Origin of the sequence: Microvirga sp. KLBC 81 (assembly GCF_003075415.1) — a bacterium.
Lineage (GTDB): Bacteria > Pseudomonadota > Alphaproteobacteria > Rhizobiales > Beijerinckiaceae > Microvirga.
Genome location: NZ_QDAH01000001.1, coordinates 187,864 through 207,960, shown reverse-complemented (window position 1 = coordinate 207,960; position 20,097 = coordinate 187,864). Strand labels below are relative to the sequence as shown.

The 20,097-nt window shown below is 64.5% G+C and carries 16 protein-coding genes; 10 read left to right on the top strand and 6 right to left on the bottom strand.

Annotated elements, in window-relative coordinates:
* Window positions 1–15: 15 nt before the first annotated feature.
* The 3 genes from hisS to DC522_RS00985 form a co-directional block, all read right to left on the bottom strand.
* Window positions 16–1,500, bottom strand: a complete 1,485-nt coding sequence (hisS, locus tag DC522_RS00995) for a histidine--tRNA ligase (protein ID WP_116526822.1) — start codon at window positions 1,498–1,500, stop codon at window positions 16–18.
* A 325-nt stretch (window positions 1,501–1,825) separates the two neighbouring features.
* A complete protein-coding gene (locus DC522_RS00990; RefSeq protein ID WP_116526821.1) occupies window positions 1,826–3,172 on the bottom strand; it encodes an aspartate aminotransferase family protein in 1,347 nt (448 codons plus the stop codon).
* Window positions 3,173–3,275: 103 nt separating this feature from the next.
* Entirely contained in the window at window positions 3,276–3,497 is a 222-nt protein-coding gene (locus DC522_RS00985; RefSeq protein WP_116526820.1) for a heavy-metal-associated domain-containing protein, read from the bottom strand.
* Window positions 3,498–3,659: 162 nt separating this feature from the next.
* Between DC522_RS00985 and DC522_RS00980 the strand changes: the two genes are divergently transcribed.
* The 3 genes from DC522_RS00980 (at window position 3,660) to DC522_RS00970 (ending at window position 6,989) form a co-directional block, all read left to right on the top strand.
* Entirely contained in the window at window positions 3,660–5,024 is a 1,365-nt protein-coding gene (locus DC522_RS00980; RefSeq protein WP_133239200.1) for an EAL domain-containing protein, read from the top strand.
* A gap of 65 nt (window positions 5,025–5,089) precedes the next feature.
* Entirely contained in the window at window positions 5,090–5,971 is an 882-nt protein-coding gene (locus DC522_RS00975; RefSeq protein WP_116526818.1) for a TIGR01459 family HAD-type hydrolase, read from the top strand.
* Window positions 5,972–6,017: 46 nt separating this feature from the next.
* A complete protein-coding gene (locus DC522_RS00970; RefSeq protein WP_116526817.1) occupies window positions 6,018–6,989 on the top strand; it encodes a bifunctional riboflavin kinase/FAD synthetase in 972 nt (323 codons plus the stop codon).
* Here the strand turns inward: DC522_RS00970 and DC522_RS00965 are convergent.
* From DC522_RS00965 to msrB, 3 genes are read right to left on the bottom strand one after another with little or no spacing between them, the layout of a single operon-like run.
* On the bottom strand, window positions 6,986–7,165 hold the full coding sequence (locus DC522_RS00965; protein WP_116526816.1) for a hypothetical protein: 180 nt from the start codon (window positions 7,163–7,165) through the stop codon (window positions 6,986–6,988). The two genes, DC522_RS00970 and DC522_RS00965, sit on opposite strands and share 4 nt — an antisense overlap.
* A 41-nt stretch (window positions 7,166–7,206) precedes the next feature.
* Window positions 7,207–8,373, bottom strand: a complete 1,167-nt coding sequence (locus DC522_RS00960; RefSeq protein WP_116526815.1) for a DUF3095 domain-containing protein — start codon at window positions 8,371–8,373, stop codon at window positions 7,207–7,209.
* An 8-nt stretch (window positions 8,374–8,381) separates the two neighbouring features.
* Entirely contained in the window at window positions 8,382–8,885 is a 504-nt protein-coding gene (msrB, locus tag DC522_RS00955) for a peptide-methionine (R)-S-oxide reductase MsrB (RefSeq protein ID WP_116526814.1), read from the bottom strand.
* A 274-nt stretch (window positions 8,886–9,159) separates the two neighbouring features.
* Here msrB and ileS point away from each other — a divergent pair, with 274 nt between their 5' ends.
* The 7 genes from ileS (at window position 9,160) to mutL (ending at window position 19,978) form a co-directional block, all read left to right on the top strand.
* The gene (ileS, locus tag DC522_RS00950; RefSeq protein ID WP_116526813.1) at window positions 9,160–12,108 is read left to right on the top strand and encodes an isoleucine--tRNA ligase; all 2,949 of its coding nucleotides are present in this window, start codon (window positions 9,160–9,162) and stop codon (window positions 12,106–12,108) included.
* 137 nt (window positions 12,109–12,245) lie between these two features.
* A complete protein-coding gene (gene lspA, locus DC522_RS00945) occupies window positions 12,246–12,722 on the top strand; it encodes a signal peptidase II (RefSeq protein ID WP_116526944.1) in 477 nt (158 codons plus the stop codon).
* A gap of 88 nt (window positions 12,723–12,810) precedes the next feature.
* Complete coding sequence (locus DC522_RS00940) at window positions 12,811–13,449, top strand: hypothetical protein (RefSeq protein WP_133239199.1); 639 nt, start codon at window positions 12,811–12,813, stop codon at window positions 13,447–13,449.
* 217 nt (window positions 13,450–13,666) lie between these two features.
* Window positions 13,667–14,998 (top strand): pitrilysin family protein, encoded by a 1,332-nt coding sequence (locus DC522_RS00935; protein WP_116526811.1) that lies wholly within the window; start codon window positions 13,667–13,669, stop codon window positions 14,996–14,998.
* A 26-nt stretch (window positions 14,999–15,024) separates the two neighbouring features.
* A complete protein-coding gene (locus DC522_RS00930) occupies window positions 15,025–16,302 on the top strand; it encodes a pitrilysin family protein (protein WP_116526810.1) in 1,278 nt (425 codons plus the stop codon).
* A gap of 290 nt (window positions 16,303–16,592) precedes the next feature.
* Window positions 16,593–17,909 carry a glucose-6-phosphate isomerase gene (locus tag DC522_RS00925; protein ID WP_116526809.1) on the top strand — a complete coding sequence of 439 codons (1,317 nt, stop codon included), beginning with the start codon at window positions 16,593–16,595 and terminating at the stop codon, window positions 17,907–17,909.
* A gap of 218 nt (window positions 17,910–18,127) precedes the next feature.
* A complete protein-coding gene (gene mutL / locus DC522_RS00920; RefSeq protein ID WP_116526943.1) occupies window positions 18,128–19,978 on the top strand; it encodes a DNA mismatch repair endonuclease MutL in 1,851 nt (616 codons plus the stop codon).
* The last annotated feature ends 119 nt before the right edge of the window (window positions 19,979–20,097 follow it).

The following is a 20,097-nucleotide window of genomic DNA, read 5'->3' as shown; positions in this document are numbered from 1 at the left end:
CAGGCGGCTTCAGGCTTATCCGAAATGCCGCGCCAGAACCTCGCGGACGGCGTCCACGATCTTGTCCTCGGATACCGAGAACTGCGCCGGGCGCGCGGCCTTCCATTCGGCGTTGGAGGCAATGGCCTCGGCCGCCTTGGCGCCCTCGATCAGGTCCTTGATCTCCACCTCGCCGCGCTCGCGCTCGTTGGAGCCCTGGATGATCACGCAGGGGCTCTGCCGGCGGTCGGCATATTTCATCTGCGCCTTCATGCCCGAGGAGCCGAGATAGAGCTCGGAGCGGATGCCGGCCTGGCGAAGGGTCGAGACCATGCGCTGGTAGGCGGCGATCTGGTCCTTGTCCATGACGAGCACCACCACCGGGCCGGGCTTCTCTACACCGGAAACGATGGGGCTCTTGATCATCTGAAGCGCCGAGAGCAGGCGCGACACGCCGATGGAGAAGCCGGTCGCCGGAACGGGCTCGGAGCGGAAGCGGCCCACGAGGCCGTCATAGCGTCCGCCGCCGCCGACGGAGCCGAAGCGCACGGGGCGGCCGTCCTCGTCCTGCACCTGGAAGGTGAGTTCCGCCTCGTAGACGGGGCCGGTGTAGTATTCGAGGCCGCGCACGACGGAAGGATCGATCGTCACGCGGTCTTCGTAATCCGAGGAGGCGACCAGCGTGGCAATCTCCGCCAGTTCGTCGACACCCTCGACGCCACGGGTCGAGGAGCCCACGACCCCGCGAAGGTTCTCGACCGTCGCCGCATTGTCCGCGCCCTTGGCGGCGGTGAAGGCCAGCACGCGCTCGATGGCATCGGGAGAAAGCTCCGCGCCCTTGGTGAAATCGCCGCTCTCGTCCTTGCGGCCTGGGCCGAGCAGCTGACGCACGCCTTCAGGACCCAGGCGGTCGAGCTTGTCGATGGCGCGCAGCACGATCAGGCGCTGGTGGGCATGCTCGTCGCCGCCGAGGCCGATGGCCTCCAGCACGCCGTCGAGAACCTTCCGGTTGTTGACCTTGATCAGGTAGTCGCCGCGCCTGAGGCCGAGCTTCTCCAGCGTGTCGGCGGCCATCATGCAGATTTCCGCATCCGCCGCGACGGAGGCGGCACCCACCGTGTCGGCGTCGAACTGCATGAACTGGCGGAAGCGGCCTGGGCCCGGCTTCTCATTGCGGAACACCCAACCCACGCGATAGCTGCGATAGGGCTTAGGCAAAGCATCGAAGTTCTCGGCCACATAGCGGGCGAGCGGCGCCGTCAGGTCATAGCGAAGCGACAGCCATTGCTCGTCATCGTCCTGGAAGGAGAACACGCCCTCGTTCGGGCGGTCCTGATCGGGAAGGAACTTGCCGAGCGCGTCTGTGTACTCGACGAAGGGCGTCTCGACGCCCTCGAAGCCGTAAAGCTCATAGGACTCGCGGATCGCCGCCAGCATGCGCTCGGTGGCGGAAAGATCGGCGGGAATGCGGTCGGCAAAGCCGCGCGGCGCGCGGGCCTTGATCTTGTCGGCCTTGGACATGGTTCAAACAGCAGCCGTTTAGTTAAGAAAAACGTGCTGCGTCCTAACCCGTGCGCGCCAGAGGGGCAAGGGTTCGGTTTGCTCCTTCGTGTCATCCCCGGCGAGCCAAAGGCGAGGGAAGGGGATCCAAAAGATCGCGCTCGATCATGGATTCCCTTCCCCTCCGCTGATGCTCCGGCCGGGAATGACATCCTCTTCGTCATCACCGGCCCTGTGCCGGTGATCCCGATGATGAGAGGCGCGGTGCCTTTCAAAAGCGAGATGGCCGGGACAAGCCCGGCCATGACGATAAAGTTAAGAGTATGGCGCTGAAGGCCGTTCGGCCTTACGCCACCGCCTTGATCACCTTGGTGAGCTTGTCGACGATCTCGCCGATCTGCTCCTCGGTGATGATGAGTGGCGGCGACAGGGCGATGGTGTCGCCCGTGATGCGCATCATCAGGTTGTATTCGGTGAAGCCGCGGTCCATGGCCTCGAAGGCACGGGCTCCGACGGCGTCCGGGCGCGAGGCGAGGTCGATGGCGCCGACGAGGCCGATGGTGCGGATGTCGAGCACGTTCGGCAGGGCTTTGAGCGAGTGGATCGCATCGGCCCAGACCGGCTCCAGCTGCTTTGCACGCTCGAACAGCTTCTCGTCCCGGTAGATGTCCTGGGTGGCAAGCGCCGCGGCGCAGGCAAGCGGGTGGCCGGAATAGGTATAGCCGTGGAACAGCTCGATCATGTGCTCCGGGCCCTGCATGAAGGTGTTGTAGAGCCCATCACGTACGATCACGCCGCCCATGGGAACGGTGCCGGAATTCACGCCCTTGGCGAAGGTGATCATGTCCGGGATCACGCCGTAGCGCTCGGCCGCGAAGGCGGTGCCGAGGCGGCCGAAGCCCGAGATCACCTCGTCGAAGATCAGCAGGATGCCGTACTTGTCGCAGATCTGGCGCAGGCGCTGCAGATAGCCCTTCGGAGGCGGCAGCACGCCGGTCGAGCCGGCCATCGGCTCCACGATCACGGCAGCGATGGTGGAAGCATCGTGCAGGGCGACGATGCGCTCGAGCTCGTCCGCGAGATGCGCCCCCCATTCGGGCTCGCCGCGGGAGAAGGCCTGCTCGGCGCGGTTGTAGGTGTGGGGCAGGTGGTCGACGCCTGCGAGCAGGGTGCCGAAGAACTGGCGGTTCTTCACGATGCCGCCCACCGAGATGCCGCCGAAGCCGACGCCGTGATAGCCGCGCTCGCGCCCGATCAGGCGCGTCTTGCTGCCCTGGCCGCGCACGTTCCAATAGGCGAGGGCGACCTTGAGAGCGGTGTCCACCGCCTCGGAGCCCGAGTTGCAGAAGAAGACGTGGTTCAGGTCGCCCGGAGCGAGCTGGGCGATGCGGGAAGCGGCGGCAAAGCCCTTCGAATGGCCGAACTGGAAGGCGGGAGAGTAATCGAGCTCCGCAGCCTGAGCCTGGATGGCGGCAGTGATCTCGTCGCGGTTGTGGCCGGCATTGCAGCACCAGAGGCCGGCCGCGCCGTCGATCACCTCACGTCCGTCGGGCGTGTAGTAGTACATGCCCTTGGCACGGGCGATCATGCGGGGCCGCTGCTTGAAAGATCGGTTGGCCGTGAACGGGAGCCACCAGGCGTCCAGATCGTTAGGCGAAGAAACGTCGTTAGCGGCCCGAGACTGAGCGGTCATTGTATTCCCCGAGGATGACTTGGCCGGGGGAGCCTATCAGCCGTTCTCAAAAGCCGCAAAAGGAACTTTGGGAGCGGTCCATGAGCGTGACGCAAGCCACGCATCAGCCCGTCATGGCATGAGCTTCGTAGCCCGCCGCATCGAGCGCGCGGGCCACCTCGACGCTTTGAGCCTTGGTGATCACATGCACGCGGCCATGTTCCAGATCCACATCGACCCTGGCGTCGGGGTCCAGGCGCTGGATCGCCTTGGTGACCGCATTGACGCAGCCCTGGCAGGTCATTCCTTCCACCTGCATCAGCAGATCCTTGCGGGGTTCTTCCATTCGAGTGTCCCATTCAAAGTTGTGCACTTCCGGCAACAGAAGGGCGGTAAAGTTATCGATTTCGGTACAGTAGCGTTTGTGGCGTGAAACTCAGGCTGTACAACAACGTTACATTACCGATTCGCTTCGTTCTGCCGAACCAGGGGAGCGGGGGCACCCGTGGTGACCGATAACGTTCACATCGATAAGGAGCTGAGGGCGAAATTGTTCGCTCTTGCGCTCGCAAGCCTTGCCATGACGGGCGCAGCCGTCGGCTTCCTGCCGGCTGCCGCTGTCGTGCCGTTTGTCGCCTTCTTGGGAATTGCGGCTTCCGCCGGCCTCGTTCTGGTGTGGAAAAAGGCCGAGGAGGCGTCGATGATCGCGCAGCTCGCGAGGGAGGACCTGGCCGTTGTGAACGAGCGGCTGGCCAAGCTCGAGCAGCTCCTGCAGACGAATCCTGCGGCTCCTCCTGAACTTCGCACGACCATGGCGGAGGTCACCGGCACGGTAGGCCTTCTCGGCGGCGTGGTGCGTGAGCTTGCCAAGAACGTCGCCGCCCAGAACCGCGATGTGGCCGAGCTGAAGGGAAGCCTTAAAGGCGCTCCGAAGGCGGAGGAACCGCAGCAGGAGCGGGTTGCGCCCGTTCTTCTGCCCCAGACCGCGATCCCGACGCCTGCCGCCGCGAGCTCGCCCGCCCCGCAGCCTGCGCCCCGCAAGGCGGCAGACGAAGAGCTGCGTCGCATGCGCCTGATCACCCAGGCCTTCGAGACCGACAGCATCGAGCTGCATCTGCAGCCGATCGTGTCTCTGCCTCAGCGCAGGATCCGTTTCTACGAAGCCCTGGCGCGCCTGCGTCTGGCTGACGGCACGCTGCTCGGCCCCTCTGAATTTCTCGGCGCTCTCGAGCGCCTGGGCCGCGCGCCGGAATTCGACCGCCGGGTCCTGAGCCGCGCCATGGCCGTGGCCTACCACCTCATCACCAAAGGCAGCGAGGCCATCGTCAGCGTGAACCTGACGCCGTACTCGGTCCGAGAGCCGGGCTTTCTCTGGTCGCTCACCGGGCTGGTCGATGCGGCGCCCGAGACGCTCGGCAAGGTGGTGCTCGAACTCCCGCAGGAATGCTGGCGCGAACTCGATACCGACCGGAAGGCAGCCTTGGGGATCCTGCGTGACAAAGGCGTGCCGCTCTCCCTCGACGCGGCCACCGATCTCCGCTTCGACGCGCGAGAGCTTGCCGATCTCGGCGTGCGCTTCGTGAAGCTTCCGGCCGAGCTTCTGGTCGCCGCCGAGCAGGACGAGCACCATCGCTTGAGCCCGGAGCTCGGCGTGCGCGACTTCGCCTCGGCCTTGCGCCGCGAGGGCATCCGGCTCGTGGCCGAGCATGTGGAGCGCGAGGAGATGGTGCCGGTGCTTGCCGAGATCGGCGTGCCGCTGGCTCAAGGCTTCGTCTTTGCCGCACCGCGCGCGATCAAGGCCGAGGTGCTGGGCGCAGCCGCTCCGCAGGCATCCTCAGAGAGCACACAACGGCTTTTGCGACGCGCCGGTTGAACCGGGCTGGTTGACTTAAGGGCCGCAAGGGCCTACCCGCCCGGGTTCATCACCAGCGAGATCCTATGACAGCCTCTTCCCGTCCCGCTCTCGTCGAGGGCCTGAAATCTCTTGCCGACGGCTACGACCTCATTCTCTGCGATGTCTGGGGCGTCCTGCACAACGGCGTGAAGGCCTATGAGGCCGCAGGCGATGCCCTGACGCGTTTTCGCCAAAAGGGCGGACGCGTCGTCCTCGTCTCCAACGCGCCGCGGCCCGGTTCTGCGGTGGGCACGCAGCTCGACGGCTTCAAGGTCCCGCGCACGGCTTACGATGCGATCGTGACCTCCGGCGACCTGACGCGGCTTGCCATCGAAGAGCGCCTCGACAAGGTGGTGAATCACATAGGCCCCCCGCGCGACATGCCGCTCTACAACGGCCTCGACGTGCGCTTCGGCTCGATCGAGGAGGCGGATTACGTGGTCTGCTCCGGTTTCGATGACGATGAGCGCGAGACGGTCGAGAACTACCGCGCGCGGCTTGAGGCCATGCATCGCCGTGACCTGTTGATGGTCTGCGCCAATCCCGATCTCATCGTGGAGCGCGGCCACATGATCCTGCCCTGCGCAGGCACTATTGCGCTCGCCTATGAGGAGATGGGCGGCACGGTGTTCTATGCGGGTAAGCCCCACGCGCCGGTCTATGAGAAGGCGCTCGCCATCGCCTCCGGCTTGAGCCATCGCTCCATTCCGAAGGAGCGGGTGCTGGCTGTGGGCGACGCGATCCGCACCGACATCGCGGGGGCTTCCGGGTTCGGCATCGACTCCCTGCTGATCGCGCGCGGCATTCACGCGGAGGAGCTTGGCCTGCATAGGGGCGATCTCGTGTCCGATCACGTGCAGGATTGGGTCGACCGCCAGCCCGTCACGCCGACCGCCATCATGGACGTGCTCGCCTGGGGGGCTTGAAACCCCTCCCTTGACCCAGCTATCGGTTGAGGTAGAGACCCGCTCCATGCCCTCCGACAAGCCTCTTCCTCCGGTCCCGTCCTCCTTCGCGGTCTGCCGCGATGGCGAGCCTGTGCCTGAGAGGCTGAAAGGAGCTGTGGCCGCCATCGGCAATTTCGACGGAGTGCATCGCGGGCATCGCTCTCTGCTGGACATGGCCCTGCGCTCCGGCAAGCCCGCCGCTGCTCTCACCTTCGAGCCGCATCCCCGCAGCTTCTTCCAGCCGGACAAGCCGCTGTTTCGCATCACGCCCGAGGCTGTGAAACTGGAGATCTTCGGGCGCCTTGGTCTTGCTGGCGCCTTCGTGCGGCGCTTCGATCACGCGCTCGCTGCTCTCAGCGCGGAAGAGTTCGTGAGTCTGCTGGCGCGGGACCTCGAACTCTCAGGTGTCGTCATCGGTCACGACTTTCATTTCGGACGCGGGCGCGAGGGCAACCCCGAGCGCATGCGCGAGCTGTGTCGAAAGTTCGGGCTCGATTGCTTCATTGCTCCGGCCGTCGTGGAAGGTTCAGAGCCGGTTTCCTCCAGCGCCGTTCGCACGGCCTTGGAGGCGGGCGATATTGCCAAGGCCAACAAGCTGCTGGGTTATCGCTGGTTCGTTCGCGCCGAGGTGCGGCACGGCGACAAGCGGGGTCGGGAACTCGGTTATCCCACGGCCAATATGCGTCTGCCCGACGATTGCCGGCTGCGGCACGGCATCTATGCGGTGCGCGCCTCGGTGAACGGCAAGCCGGTCGATGGCGTCGCCAGCTTCGGCCGCCGCCCGACCTTCGACAACGGCGCGCCGTTGCTCGAAACGCATCTCTTCGACTTCAAGGGCGATCTCTACGGGAAGGCGCTCGATGTGGAGTTCATCGGCTGGATCCGCGGCGAGGAGCGCTTCGACGGGATCGAGGCGCTGATCGCGCAGATGGACCGGGATTCGGAGGAGGCCAAGCGGATGCTTGCCGGGGATCGAACCCTGTCGATGATCGACTAACCCCAAGCCGTCATCCCGGACAGAGCGCAGCGACGATCCGGGATCGTATGACAGACACTCTCCTCGTCATGGCCGGGCTTGTCCCGGCCATCCCGAACTGAAAAGAGCTGCGCTTCTCCAATCGAGATCACCGGCACAGGGCCGGTGATGACATCGAGCTTTGTTTTGAAAACCACCCCGGGTTCTGCTGCGCAGCCCCGGGATGACTGCAGGAAAGTTACACGACAGGCTTCAGCGCCCGCGCCGCCATGGCATAGCCGCCCATCGCGCCATCGACGAAATGAACGTGATCGCTCCGGGTGGGCGAGGGCACGAAGCAGGTCATGAGCGCGGCCTGTTGCCGGTGCAGGCCATAGCGCGCGATCCCGTTCTCTTGAGCCCGTGCGAGCAGGCTTTCGAGCCGATCCGCAAGGGTGGGCGTGCAATCCAGCGTCATGCGCAGTCCATCGTCGAACTTGCGGAAATCCGTGTTCTCGACGAGCTGGTCCTTATAAAGCACCGGGTCGAAGCCGCCGATGGGCTGCCCGGCCTTGAAGATCAGGAACGCTATCAGGCGCTTGGCCGCCAGTTGCGCCTTGGCGGCGAGGCTGCCCTGCTTCACGGTCTTGGCTTCGATCCCGAAGCCTTTGAACGGTCCGGCAAGCGGCGGACCGCCATCAGGAATGGGTTTGCGGGCTTCGCGCGGGTTATCGGCCAGGGTGAGAATCTCGGTGATGAGCCTCCCAAACGTGGCTTGGTCGCCGCCTGGAGCCGGGATCACGATGAGAGAGAGGATAACGCCGCGCTCGGAGCGCAACTCGTCGAAGCGGCAGGAGAGGCCCGTCAGATCCGGCAATGCGCCAGGCGGGGCGGACGGCACCGCAAAGGCTCCTTCCTTCATCCGCCGCTCGGCATAGGCCAACCCGCCACCGGAGAACATGGCGTAAGTGACATCGGGCGAGGCGGCAAATCGCGCGATCCGCACATCGTAGCCTTCCGCCCTGATGGTCGAGACCGGCACGAGGGCCACGCGCAACTCGAAGCCGAAGGCGTCCCGTGCCCAGGTCGCCACGGCAGCCAGCACCTCGCGGGCGAGGGATGCCTGCTCGGGCGACACGGCAAAGCTCGCGCCATCGCCACCGAACACGAAGGGAAAATCGTGGCCGCCCAACCTGTTGGAGATGGCTGCGATGACGGAGGCCGCCGCCGTGTTGACCTCCTTGTATCGCCCCGCCGCTATGGCGGCGGTGGAGTTCACGATATCGCTGAGGCCCAGGACCCAGCCATCCGGCAGGGGCATGTAGATGGCGGGGTCGGTCAGTTGAGAGAACGTTCTGAAAACGGGCAGACAGGCGTAGAAGCTCGCATCGTCCGGCGTATCGGTATCCCGTCCGCCCGTATCCATGGTGCGCCCTAACCTACGACTTCGCCCTCAGGGGCGCCCCGGCCGAGCTCGTCCGGAAGCGGGTCGCCTTCGGCCACGAAGCGCATGGAGACCGAGTTCATGCAATAGCGCTCGCCGGTCGGGGGAGGGCCGTCCGGGAAGACGTGGCCGAGATGACCCTCGCAGCGGGCGCAGCGGATCTCGGTGCGGATCATGCCATAGCTCGTATCCCGCACGAAGGCGATGTGGGCGCGGTCGATGGGATCGAAGAAGCTCGGCCAGCCGGTGCCGGATTCGAACTTGGTACCCGACTTGAAGAGGGGCAGACCGCAGAGGCGGCAGCAATAGGTGCCCTTTTCCTTGGCCTCGTTGAAGATGCCGCAGAAGGGGCGCTCGGTCCCGTGCTCCAGGAGGACGCTGCGCTCCTCGTCATCGAGATTGTCCACGAGCAGGCGGAACTGCTCGGGAGAGGGGGGCGTCAGGTCGAAGCCGGCGCTGGAGCGCTTGCCTTGCGTGGTGGTCATGTCGGCCATGGGTCGGTCCTAACCTTCTGGGCTGGGGTCGGTTCTGGTCACATACATAGGGAGCGGTTGCTCAAATCACCACGCTTTATTATCCAGCCCGGCACTGCTAAAAGGCTCCCATGCCCATGGTTTTTCAGGCTCACCTCACGGCCCGCATCCAGCCTACGCGAATTATCGGCCCGGCCCTCGCGTAACCCGCGAAGGTCCGGGATTTAGCTGTTCGCCTCAAACAAAGCCTGAATTGAGCCCCAGGATCAGGGGCCGCTTGGATCGATTGACCGTCATGACCGATAAGCCTGAGAGCGCCGCGCGCGACTATTCTGAAACCCTGTTCCTGCCGCAGACCGAGTTCCCCATGCGGGCGGGACTGCCACAGCGCGAGCCGCTCTTCCTGGAACGCTGGAACGAGATGAAGCTCTATGAGCGCCTGCGCGAAGCCCAGAAGGGCCGTCCGCGCTTCGTGCTGCACGACGGCCCTCCCTATGCCAACGGCAACATTCATATCGGCCACGCCCTCAACAAGATCCTCAAGGACCTGATCGTCCGCTCTCAAGGCATGCTGGGCTTCGACTCCAACTATGTGCCGGGCTGGGACTGCCACGGCCTTCCCATCGAGTGGAAGATCGAGGAGGAGTATCGCGCCAAGGGAAAGAACAAGGACGAGGTTCCGATCGTCGAGTTCCGCCGCGAGTGCCGCGCCTTTGCCGAGAAGTGGATCGACGTGCAGCGCGAGGAGTTCAAGCGCCTCGGCGTCGGCGGCGACTGGTCGAACCCGTATCTGACCATGTCCTATGACGCGGAAGCGCAGATCGCCCGCGAGATCATCAAGTTCGCGACGAGCGACCAGCTCTATCGCGGCTCGAAGCCGGTCATGTGGTCCTCCGTCGAGAAGACCGCGCTCGCCGAGGCCGAGGTCGAGTATCACGAGAAGACCTCCACCACGATCTGGGTGAAGTTCAAGATCACCAATACGCTCGACGGCGACCTCGAAGGCGCGTCGGTGGTGATCTGGACGACGACTCCCTGGACGATCCCGGCGAACCGCGCCATCGCTTTCGGCTCCGACATAGCCTACGGCCTCTACAGGGTCACGGAAGCCGCCGACGACAACTGGGCGAAGGCGGGTGATCGTCTGATCCTCGCCGACAAGCTTGCGGCTGATGTGTTCGCCGCTGCGCGCGTCGCCGGTTACGAGCGTGTGAAGGACGTGCTGCCGGTGATGATCGAGCGCTGCGCGCATCCGTTCCGCGGCCTTGAAGGCGCGAACGGCTACTGGGATTATCCGGTGCCGACGCTGCCTGCCGATTACGTCACCGATGATGCCGGTACGGGTTTCGTGCACACGGCTCCCGGCCATGGCGCGGATGACTACAATACTTACGTGAAGCATCGCGACGTATTCGTCGCTTGCGGCACCCGGGAAGTGCCCCACACGGTATCGCCGGATTCATCCTACTTCCCTCATATCCCGTTCTTCGCGGGCGAGCGCATCTATGACGACAAGGGCAAGGATGCGGGCGCGAACGAAGCGGTGATCAAGAAGCTCGTGGAAGCAGGCGCGTTGATCGCACGCGGTCGCCTGAAGCACCAGTATCCCCATTCCTGGCGCTCGAAGGGCCCGCTCATCTTCCGCAACACGCCGCAATGGTTCATCTCGATGGACAAGCCGCTCGACGATAAGGGCGACACGCTCCGTCAGCGTGCGCTGCGCGGCATCGAAAGCGTGCAGTGGGTGCCGGAATCCGGCGAGAACCGCATCAACGGCATGATCGCCAACCGTCCCGACTGGGTGGTCTCGCGCCAGCGCGCCTGGGGCGTGCCGATCGCTGTCTTCGTGAAGAAGGGCACCAACGAGATCCTCAAGGACAGCCAAGTCAACGAGGCCATCGCAGAAGCCTTCGAGAAGGAAGGTGCGGATGCGTGGTATGCGGATGACGGTTCGCGCTTCCTGAAAGCCGGCGGCTACGACCTGAACGAATTCGAGAAGGTGAACGACATTCTCGACGTGTGGTTCGATTCCGGCTGTACGCATGCCTTCGCGCTGGAGAAGCGCCCGGATTTGCACGTTCGCCGCAAGGTCGATGGCGGTCCCGATCAGGTCATGTATCTCGAAGGCTCGGACCAGCATCGCGGCTGGTTCCACTCGTCTCTGCTCGAGAGCTGCGGCACGCGCGGCCGCGCGCCTTACGACATCGTCGTCACGCACGGCTTCACGCTCGACGAGCAGGGCCGCAAGATGTCGAAGTCGCTCGGCAACACGGTCGCGCCGCAGGCCGTCATCAAGGAATACGGCGCGGATATCCTGCGTCTCTGGACGGCCTCGGTCGATTACTGGGACGATCAGCGTATCGGTCCCGAGATCATCAAGACCACCGCCGAGACCTACCGCAAGCTGCGCAACACGATCCGTTGGATGCTGGGCTCGCTCGCGCATTTCCGCGAAGCGGACAGGGTCGAGTTCGGCGCGATGCCGGAGCTGGAACGCTTCGTGCTGCATCGCCTCGTCGAACTCGATGGCGAAATGCGCGATGCCTATGCGGCTTATGACTTCAAGCGCGTGGTCGCGCTCCTGAACTCGTTCATGACCACGGACCTCTCGGCATTCTATTTCGACATCCGCAAGGATACGCTCTACTGCGATCCGATCTCGAGCCTCGCCCGCAAGAGCGCTCTCACCGTGATCGACCACACCTTCCGCTGCGTAGTGACATGGATCGCGCCGATCCTCTCCTTCACGGCGGAGGAGGCGTGGCTCGCGCGCTTCCCGAATGCGGAGTCGGTGCATCTCGAAGCCTTCCCGCAGGTTCCGGCCGAATGGCGCAACGAGGCGCTGGCCGAGCGCTGGACCAAGGTGCGCCGCGTGCGCCGCGTCGTCACCGGCGCGCTGGAGATCGAGCGCGCGCAGAAGCGCATCGGCGCGAGCCTCGAGGCCGCTCCCGTGGTCCACATTGCCGACGAAGGCCTCTTCCAGGCTGTCCAGGGCCTCGACATGGCCGACATCTGCATCACCTCCGCTATCCAGGTGGTGCAGGGCGAAGGCCCTGCGGACGCCTTCCGTCTCGAAGACGTGAAGGGCGTTGCCGTGGTGCCGGAACTGGCCAAGGGCCGTAAATGCGCTCGCTCCTGGAAGGTCACGCCGGATGTGGGCAGCGATCCGGATTATCCGGATGTGACGCCGCGCGATGCGGCGGCCCTGCGCGAGTGGGATCGGCTGAAGGCGGCTGCGGAATGATCAAAGGCGAAGGCTCCCGGGCGCCGACCTCCGGCGCGAGTGCCTCCGAGGCCGCTCCGCAGCGCCCCCGCGCTGCGGCCAGGCCCCGCTCACCCAAGGGCGGGGCTAAGGGCCGCGCCGCTCAAGCCGGGCTCTCGATGGCCGCGATCCTGGGCTTTTCGGCGGCCCTGATCACCCTGATCCTCGATCAGGCCACGAAGCTCTACACCCTCTTCGTCTACGACCTGCCCCTGAAGGAACCGGTGGAATTCGCGCCCTTCATCAACCTGATCGTGGTCTGGAACCGGGGCATCTCCTACGGCCTGTTCCAGCAGGACGGTGACATGGGACGCTGGATCCTGATCGTCGTTTCGATTCTCGCCTCCATCGGCCTGTCCTTCTGGATCCGCCGCACCAAGGCCAGGCTCCTGGCCGTCTCCCTCGGGCTTATCGTGGGCGGAGCTATCGGGAACGTGATCGACCGGCTGGCCTATGGTGCCGTGTTCGATTTCATCCAATTCCAGGTCGGCAACTGGTCCTGGTACGTGTTCAACGTGGCGGATGCGGCCATCGTTGCGGGGGTGATTGGATTGCTTTATGACTCCTTCGTCCTGGAACCGAGGCGCGGGCGATAGCCCCTAAGGGTCTGACAAGCTGCCTTATGTTCGCCCCAAAGAGCGATCAGGCGTTCCAGGCATAAAGAGAAACAATGGTGGGTGTGCCATGAAGGGAATGAAAGTCTTTGGCCTCGTGGGCGCTTTGGCGCTTGCAGTCGCGGCATCCTCGGCCTCGGCGGAGGAAGGCGAGGCTGTGAAGAGCATCCTCGGCAGCATCGGCATCATCCCCAAGGAAAAAGAGCCGATCATCTATAACGAGCGCGCGCCTCTCGTGTTGCCGCCGAAGATGGATCTGCCGGCTCCGGCTCCGTCCAATGGCGCCGAGGCAAACAACGCCAATTGGCCCAAGGACCCCGATGTGGCTGCCCGCCGCAAGGCTGCCAAAGAAGCCAAGACGCCTTACACGGAAACCGAGTTCTACAAGCTCAGCGAGGGCAAGCGGCTTTCCATCGATGAGATCCGCGCGGGCCGCAACCCGAACAACCGCGTCACCAGCCCGCCGCCCCTGGTCGGCGGACAGGCCGAGAATACCCGCATGACGCCGGACGAGTTGCGTGCTTTCTCGCAGGAAAAGAAGGCCGAGCTTCAGGGCGATGGTTTGGAGCGCCGCTACTTGAGCGATCCTCCGCAGAATCTTCTGAAGGCTGCCGGCGGTGCGCCTCTCAAGGCTTCCCGCGATCCAATCCCGTCGGGTGATCCGGATAGCCCTCAGGCCTATCTTCAGCAGCAGCAGAAAAGACAATAACACGCTGCCATTCTTCTTTTTCTTCAGGCGAACGGGGCCCCCCGCTTCGCCTGAAGACGTTCTAGGGGCCTTGCAAAGCCAAGCCTGTTGAAGCCTTCGGGCGCTGACCATGTCGCACCTTGAAGATATCCTGCCTCGCTTGCTTGCTTCCCCGATTGGACTATTCCCGTAGGGATTACCCTACGAAACGATTTGATGCGTTTAAGGTTGAACCGATATGAAGACTGCCTCCAAGCCCATCCTCAGAGCCGACGCCTCGTCCTTCGGGCGCACGGAAGGCAGCGGCCCCAATCTGTCGTCCTTCACGCTCGATAACGGTCTCGATGTCGTGGTGATCCCCGATCATCGTGCTCCCGTCGTCACGCACATGGTGTGGTATCGCAACGGTTCGGCTGACGATCCGCTCGGCCAGTCGGGCATTGCGCATTTCCTCGAACACCTGATGTTCAAGGGCACCGAGAAGCATCCGGCCGGCGAGTTCTCGAAAGTGGTATCGGGCCTCGGCGGTCAGGAGAATGCCTTCACCTCCTTCGACTACACGGCTTATTTCCAGCGCGTGGCGCGCGAGAACCTGAAGGTCATGATGGAGTTCGAGTCTGACCGCATGACCAACCTCCTGCTCGAGGAGTCCGTGATCGGGCCTGAGCGCGACGTGGTGCTGGAAGAGCGCCGCATGCGCGTGGAGACCGATCCTTCCGCTCAGCTCTCGGAAGCTATGGCGGCTGCGCTCTTCGTGCATCATCCTTACGGCATTCCGATTATCGGCTGGATGCACGAGATCGAGACGCTCAACCGTGAGCATGCGCTCGATTACTACAGGCGTTTCTACACGCCTGAGAACGGCATTCTGGTCGTGGCTGGCGATGTGACGGCAGACGAGGTGCGCCGCCTGGCGGACGCCACCTATGGCCGCATTACGCCTCAAGGCAAGCGCCCGGTCCGCATGCGTCCGCGCGAGCCCGAGCCTGTGGCTGCGCGCCACATCACGGTGGCCGATCCGAAGGTCGAGCAGCCGACGATGCAGCGGCTTTACCTCGTGCCGTCCTGCCGCACGGCCGCGCAGCGTGATTGCTATGCGCTCGAGCTGCTCGCCGAGGTGATCGGCGGCGGCCCGACCTCGTATCTCTATCGCAAGCTCGTGCTGGAGCGCGGCATCGCCGTGAATGCCGGCGCCTGGTACATGTCTTCCGCGATGGAAGACACGCGCTTCTGCGTCTATGCGGTTCCGGCCGAGGGCGTTTCGCTTTCTGCGCTCGAAGAGGCGGTGGATCAGGTGCTCAAGACCATTCCCGCCGAGGCTCTCGATTCCGACGCCATCGAGCGCGCCAAGACGCGTCTCGTGGCCGAGACGATCTACTCCACCGACAGCCAGTCGTCGCTTGCGCGCATCTATGGCTCCGCTCTCGCCATCGGCGAGACGATCGAGGACGTGCGCCGCTGGCCGGTGGAGATCGAGACCGTGCTCAAGGAGGATCTTGCATCCGTCGCCGAGCGCTATCTCGTCGCCCGCCGTTCCGTGACGGGCTATCTGCAGAAGTCGGCGTCTTGACCGCCTGCACAAGACTTGAGGTAAAGATGACCGCTTCCGTCGAAACCCTATCCTTGTCACCCACCAATGTGAAGGCGCTGACCTCCGCGGGCGGTGTCGAGGCGTGGCATGTTGAATCCGATGTGGTGCCGCTGATCGCCGTGTCCTTCATCTTCGAAGGCGGATCGGCGCATGATCCTGAGACCAAGCCGGGCGTCGCGCAGATGCTGGCGCGTCTGCTTGATGAAGGTGCGGGCGAGTACGATTCCGACGCCTTCCAGGAGCGCCTGGCCGCGCGCGCTATCGAGCTCTCCTTCAACGCCGGCAACGATGCCATCGGCGGCTCGCTGAAGACGCTCGTGAAGCATGCCGATGAAGCCTTCGAGCTGCTGCGTCTCGCGCTCGTTGAGCCGCGCTTCGATTCTGACGCCATCGAGCGCGTGCGTGCCCAGACCATCGCGGGCCTGCGCTATCAGCAGAACGATCCGGGCGTCATGGCCACGCGCCGCTTCTTCGAGGAAGGCTTTGCAGGCCATCCTTACGGCCGCCCCACCTCCGGCACGCCGGAGAGCGTTGCCGCCATCACCCGCGACGATCTCGTTGCCATGCACCGCGCCATGATCGCGCGCGGTCGCGTGAAGGTTGCCGTTGTTGGTGCCATTTCCTCCGACAATCTGTCGATCCTGCTCGACGAGGTCTTTGGTTCTCTTCCCGAAGCCAAGGCGCTGAGCGTGATCGAGCCTGCACCCCTAAAGAAGATCGGCTCGCGCGTCGTTGTCGATCTCGAGGTCCCGCAATCGGTGATCCGCTTCGGCACGCCCGGCATCGCGTGGCGTGATCCCGGTTTCATTCCGGCCTATGTGCTCAACCACATTTTCGGCGGCGGCTCCTTCACCTCGCGCCTCTTCCAGGAGGTGCGCGAGAAGCGCGGCCTCGCCTACAGCGTCGGCACCTCTCTCGTGAGCTACCGCGCGGCCGCCATGACCTGGGGCTACACCGCCACGAAGAACGAGCGCGTGGTCGAAGCCTTGGAGGTGATCGCCGGCGAAATGGCGCGCCTTAAGGCGGAAGGCCCCTCTGACGAAGAGCTCCAGAAGGCGAAGGATTACCTCATCGGCTCCTATGCGCTGGGCTTCGACACCTCGACGAAGATCGCCCACACTCTGGCGCAGATCGCCTTCGAGGGGCTCGGCATCGACTACATCGGCCGCCGCAACGCGCTGGTCGCCGCCGTGACGCAGGCCGATATCCGCAAGGCCGCGGAACGCATCTTCGGCGATGGCAAGATGCTGACCGTCATCGCAGGGCGGCCGACCGGGCTGTAAGTCTCTTCAGTCCTTAAACTAAAAGGGGAGCCGATCGGCTCCCCTTTTCGTATGAACGCTGAAAGGAGCAGGGTGCGTCTTTCACCGTCCCCTAGAGCATCGGACCCAAAAGTGGGGCGCACCTTCGGGATCCATCCGATGCTCTCTTTTATAAGCAGCGCATCGTCGGATGCGACCCGAAGGGCCGCGCTAGCGAATAACCGAGTCCACTTTTCCGCACGATGCGCTAGCCGCCGTCCCATCTCTGCCCTAAAGTTTCGCTTCCCTAACGAACGAGTCGGAGTATCGGCATGGCCTTGCAGCAATCGATTGATCTTGCCCTGGAAGCCGGTATCGGGGAAGGCGGTCTTTCGCAGGCGGCGTTCGAAGCGGCCCTCGAGGCTGTCGATCAGGCAATGGGCCGGCTTGCCGACGACGATGCGTCAGGCCGCTTGCCGCTGCTGCACATGCCGCGCACGACCGACGATCTCGCCGCCGTGCGCGAGGCGGCTTCCTGGCTGCGCCGGGATGCGACGGATGTGGTGTTCCTCGGCACCGGAGGCTCGAGCCTGGGCGGGCAGGCCCTGGCCCAATTGAAGGATTATGCCGTGCCAGGGGCTGGCCGCTTCACCGAGAGCCCCCGGGTCCACTTCCTCGACAACCTCGACCCGATCACCTTCGATCATGTGCTGCACAAGCTGCCGCTCTCGTCCACGCGCTTCGTGTCGATCTCGAAGTCCGGCGGCACGGGCGAGACCCTGATGCAGACGATTGCGGTGCTCTCCGCCCTCGACAAGGCTGGCCTGAAGGCCCTGCCGAAGGATACGTTCCTCGGCCTCTCGGAGCCGCGCAAGGACGGCGGCAGGAACGCCCTGCGCGACCTCCTGGAGCCCGAGGGCGTGCGCTTCCTGGAACACCATACGGGCATCGGTGGGCGCTATTCCGTGCTGACCAATGTGGGCCTTCTGCCCGCAGCCGTGCTCGGCCTCGATATCGCGGCCATCCGCCAGGGCGCGGCTGAGGCCTATGAGCCGTTCCGCGACGGCAGTGCCGCCGAGGATGCGCCCGCGGCTCTCGGTGCTGCGCTCAACGTGGCGGCAGCGCGCGAGGGCAAGGGAATTGCCGTCACCATGGCCTATGCGGATCGCCTGGAGCGCTTCACGCGTTGGTGGGTGCAGCTCTGGGCCGAGAGCATCGGCAAGGACGGCAACGGCACGCAGCCCGTAGCGGCCATCGGCCCGGTCGACCAGCACAGCCAGCTCCAGCTCTACCTTGCGGGTCCCAACGACAAGCTCTTCACCGTCATGACCACGGGTGTGGCAGGGCAGGGGCCGCTCATGGACGAGAAGCTCGCCAAGCGTGCGGGCGAGCCGGGCTTCGGCGGCAAGCGCATCGGCGATCTCGTGGCGGCTCAGGGCCGGGCAACGGCCGATACGCTCGCCCGGAACAGCCGTCCGACCCGGCGCATCCACATCGAGCAGCTCGATGAACGTGCTGTGGGCGAGCTGCTCATGCACTTCATGCTGGAGACGATCCTCACCGGCTATGCGCTGGGCGTCGATCCGTTCGATCAGCCCGCCGTGGAAGAGGGCAAGATCCTCGCCAAGCAGTATCTGGCGCAGGCCTAAAGGCATCACTGCCGTCATCCCCGGACTTGTTCCGGGGATCCACGCCTTCAACGCACAGCGTTTCCTAAGACGTGGGTGGCCGGGTCAAGCCCGGCCATGACGAAGAGTGCCATGTTTTCATTCTATAAATGGGCAGGGGAATAACGTCGCGGCCGCTGGTCTCCGCGGCGCCCGATCCCTATCTTCTCTCTTCCGAATCCCTCGTGCAGAAGCGCCTCATGCTCGTCCGCCGCCTCGATCCCATTCTCGTCGACCGCATCGCTGCGGGCGAGGTTGTCGAGCGTCCGGCGGCGGCCGTGAAGGAGCTTGTCGAGAACGCCGTCGATGCGGGCGCCAGCTCCATCGAGATCACGGTGGAAGCGGGCGGCCGCCGCCTGATCCGCATCGTCGATGACGGGCAGGGCATGAATCCGGAGGACCTGGAACTCGCCGTCGAGCGCCATGCCACCTCCAAGCTGCCGGACGGCGATCTCTTTTCCATCAATACGCTCGGCTTCCGTGGTGAGGCTCTGCCCTCCATCGGTGCGGTGGCGCGCCTTGCGATTACCACCCGCACGGCGGATGCCGGGACCGGCTCCATGATCGTGGTGGAGGCCGGGGTGAAAGGGCCCGTGCGGCCTGCCTCCGCGCCCAAAGGCACCCGCGTCGAGGTGACGGATCTGTTCGCGGCAACACCCGCGCGCCTGAAGTTCCTGAAGAGCGACCGCTCCGAGGCGCAGGCCGTGGCGGAGATCGTGAAGCGTCTCGCCATCGCGCATCCGACCGTGCGTTTCACGTTGTCGGGTGAACACATCACGTCCTTCACCTATCCGCCGGAGGAACCCGGCGAGCATGGCTTTCTGCGCCGTCTCTCGCGCGTGCTCGGCTCCGACTTCAACGAGAATGCCATGTCGATCGGCGTCGAGCGCGAGGGCGTGCGGCTCACGGGATTCGCGAGCCTGCCGACCTATCATCGCGGCACATCCACCGCGATCCATTTCGTGGTCAATGGACGCCCTGTCCGAGACAAGCTTCTGCTCGGCGCGGTGCGTGGTGCTTACGCCGATGTGATGGCCTCAGACAGGCATCCGGTTCTCGCCCTGATGATCGAACTCGATCCGCGTGCGGTGGACGTGAACGTGCATCCGGCGAAAACCGAAGTGCGTTTCCGTGACCCCGCTTTCGTGCGCGGCTTCGTGGTGGCGGCGATCAAGGAGGCCATCAGTCGCTTCGGTACGCGCGCCTCCTCGACCGTCGGCACGCGCACATTGGAAAGCCTGCGTCCGCAAGGGACGCTGCCTTCACGGCCCGCTTACGCGCATCGTCCTTCGTTGATCCGGCCTTCGAGCGGTTTCGCCAATTGGCAGGCTCCCCTCGATCCCGCTCCGCAGACTTATGCACCGGCATCCGGTTTGGCGGAGGCGCAGGCCACCTTGCCGGATCTCGCTGCGCCGTCTGCCGATGGTCGCGCGACGCTTGCCGAAATCGAACCTGAACTGGAAGCGGCGCCACTGGGTGCCGCACGCGCGCAGCTGCACGGCACCTACATCGTCGCGCAGACGCAGGACGGCATCGTCATCGTCGATCAGCACGCAGCCCATGAGCGTCTCGTCTATGAGCGGCTGAAGCGCGAGCGCGCCTCGTCCGGCATCGCGCGCCAATTGCTGCTGATCCCCGAGGTGGTCGATCTCGATCCTGTCGATGCCGATCGCGTGCTCGCGGAAGCCTCGATGCTGGAGGGCCTCGGTCTCGTGGTCGAGCCTTTCGGCCACGGCGCGCTTCTCGTGCGCGAAGTGCCTTCTGCTCTGGCAGGTGGGCGCATCAAGGCGCTGGTGCAGGATGTGGCGGATGCATTGGCCGAGTGGGGACAGGGTGCCGCCAATCCGCTGGAAGAGCGGCTCGATGCCGTTCTCTCGCGCATGTCCTGCCACGGCTCTATCCGCGCCGGTCGCCGCATGCGGCCGGAGGAGATGAATGCATTGCTGCGTGAGATGGAGGCGACGCCTCTCTCCGGCCAGTGCAATCACGGGCGGCCCACTTACGTAGAATTGAAGCTTACAGATATCGAGCGCCTGTTCGGACGCCGCTGAAAGACTTTGACGGGAAGGATTCGTCGTTACGCCAGGATCTGGCAGGCAAAGACGCCTGCGACGCCTATTCCCATCAAAAAGATGGGAAACCACTTGGGGCAGGCGGTTAGTTCATCGAG

Excerpts from the sequence above, each read along its gene's own strand:
- hisS (WP_116526822.1), bottom strand. The coding sequence starts at position 1,500 with ATGTCCAAGGCCGACAAGATCAAGGCCCGCGCGCCGCGCGGCTTTGCC.
- DC522_RS00990 (WP_116526821.1), bottom strand. The coding sequence starts at position 3,172 with ATGACCGCTCAGTCTCGGGCCGCTAACGACGTTTCTTCGCCTAACGAT.
- DC522_RS00985 (WP_116526820.1), bottom strand. The coding sequence starts at position 3,497 with ATGGAAGAACCCCGCAAGGATCTGCTGATGCAGGTGGAAGGAATGACC.
- DC522_RS00975 (WP_116526818.1), top strand. The coding sequence starts at position 5,090 with ATGACAGCCTCTTCCCGTCCCGCTCTCGTCGAGGGCCTGAAATCTCTT.
- DC522_RS00970 (WP_116526817.1), top strand. The coding sequence starts at position 6,018 with ATGCCCTCCGACAAGCCTCTTCCTCCGGTCCCGTCCTCCTTCGCGGTC.
- DC522_RS00960 (WP_116526815.1), bottom strand. The coding sequence starts at position 8,373 with ATGGATACGGGCGGACGGGATACCGATACGCCGGACGATGCGAGCTTC.
- msrB (WP_116526814.1), bottom strand. The coding sequence starts at position 8,885 with ATGGCCGACATGACCACCACGCAAGGCAAGCGCTCCAGCGCCGGCTTC.
- ileS (WP_116526813.1), top strand. The coding sequence starts at position 9,160 with ATGACCGATAAGCCTGAGAGCGCCGCGCGCGACTATTCTGAAACCCTG.
- lspA (WP_116526944.1), top strand. The coding sequence starts at position 12,246 with ATGGCCGCGATCCTGGGCTTTTCGGCGGCCCTGATCACCCTGATCCTC.
- DC522_RS00940 (WP_133239199.1), top strand. The coding sequence starts at position 12,811 with ATGAAGGGAATGAAAGTCTTTGGCCTCGTGGGCGCTTTGGCGCTTGCA.
- DC522_RS00935 (WP_116526811.1), top strand. The coding sequence starts at position 13,667 with ATGAAGACTGCCTCCAAGCCCATCCTCAGAGCCGACGCCTCGTCCTTC.
- DC522_RS00930 (WP_116526810.1), top strand. The coding sequence starts at position 15,025 with ATGACCGCTTCCGTCGAAACCCTATCCTTGTCACCCACCAATGTGAAG.
- DC522_RS00925 (WP_116526809.1), top strand. The coding sequence starts at position 16,593 with ATGGCCTTGCAGCAATCGATTGATCTTGCCCTGGAAGCCGGTATCGGG.
- mutL (WP_116526943.1), top strand. The coding sequence starts at position 18,128 with ATGCTCGTCCGCCGCCTCGATCCCATTCTCGTCGACCGCATCGCTGCG.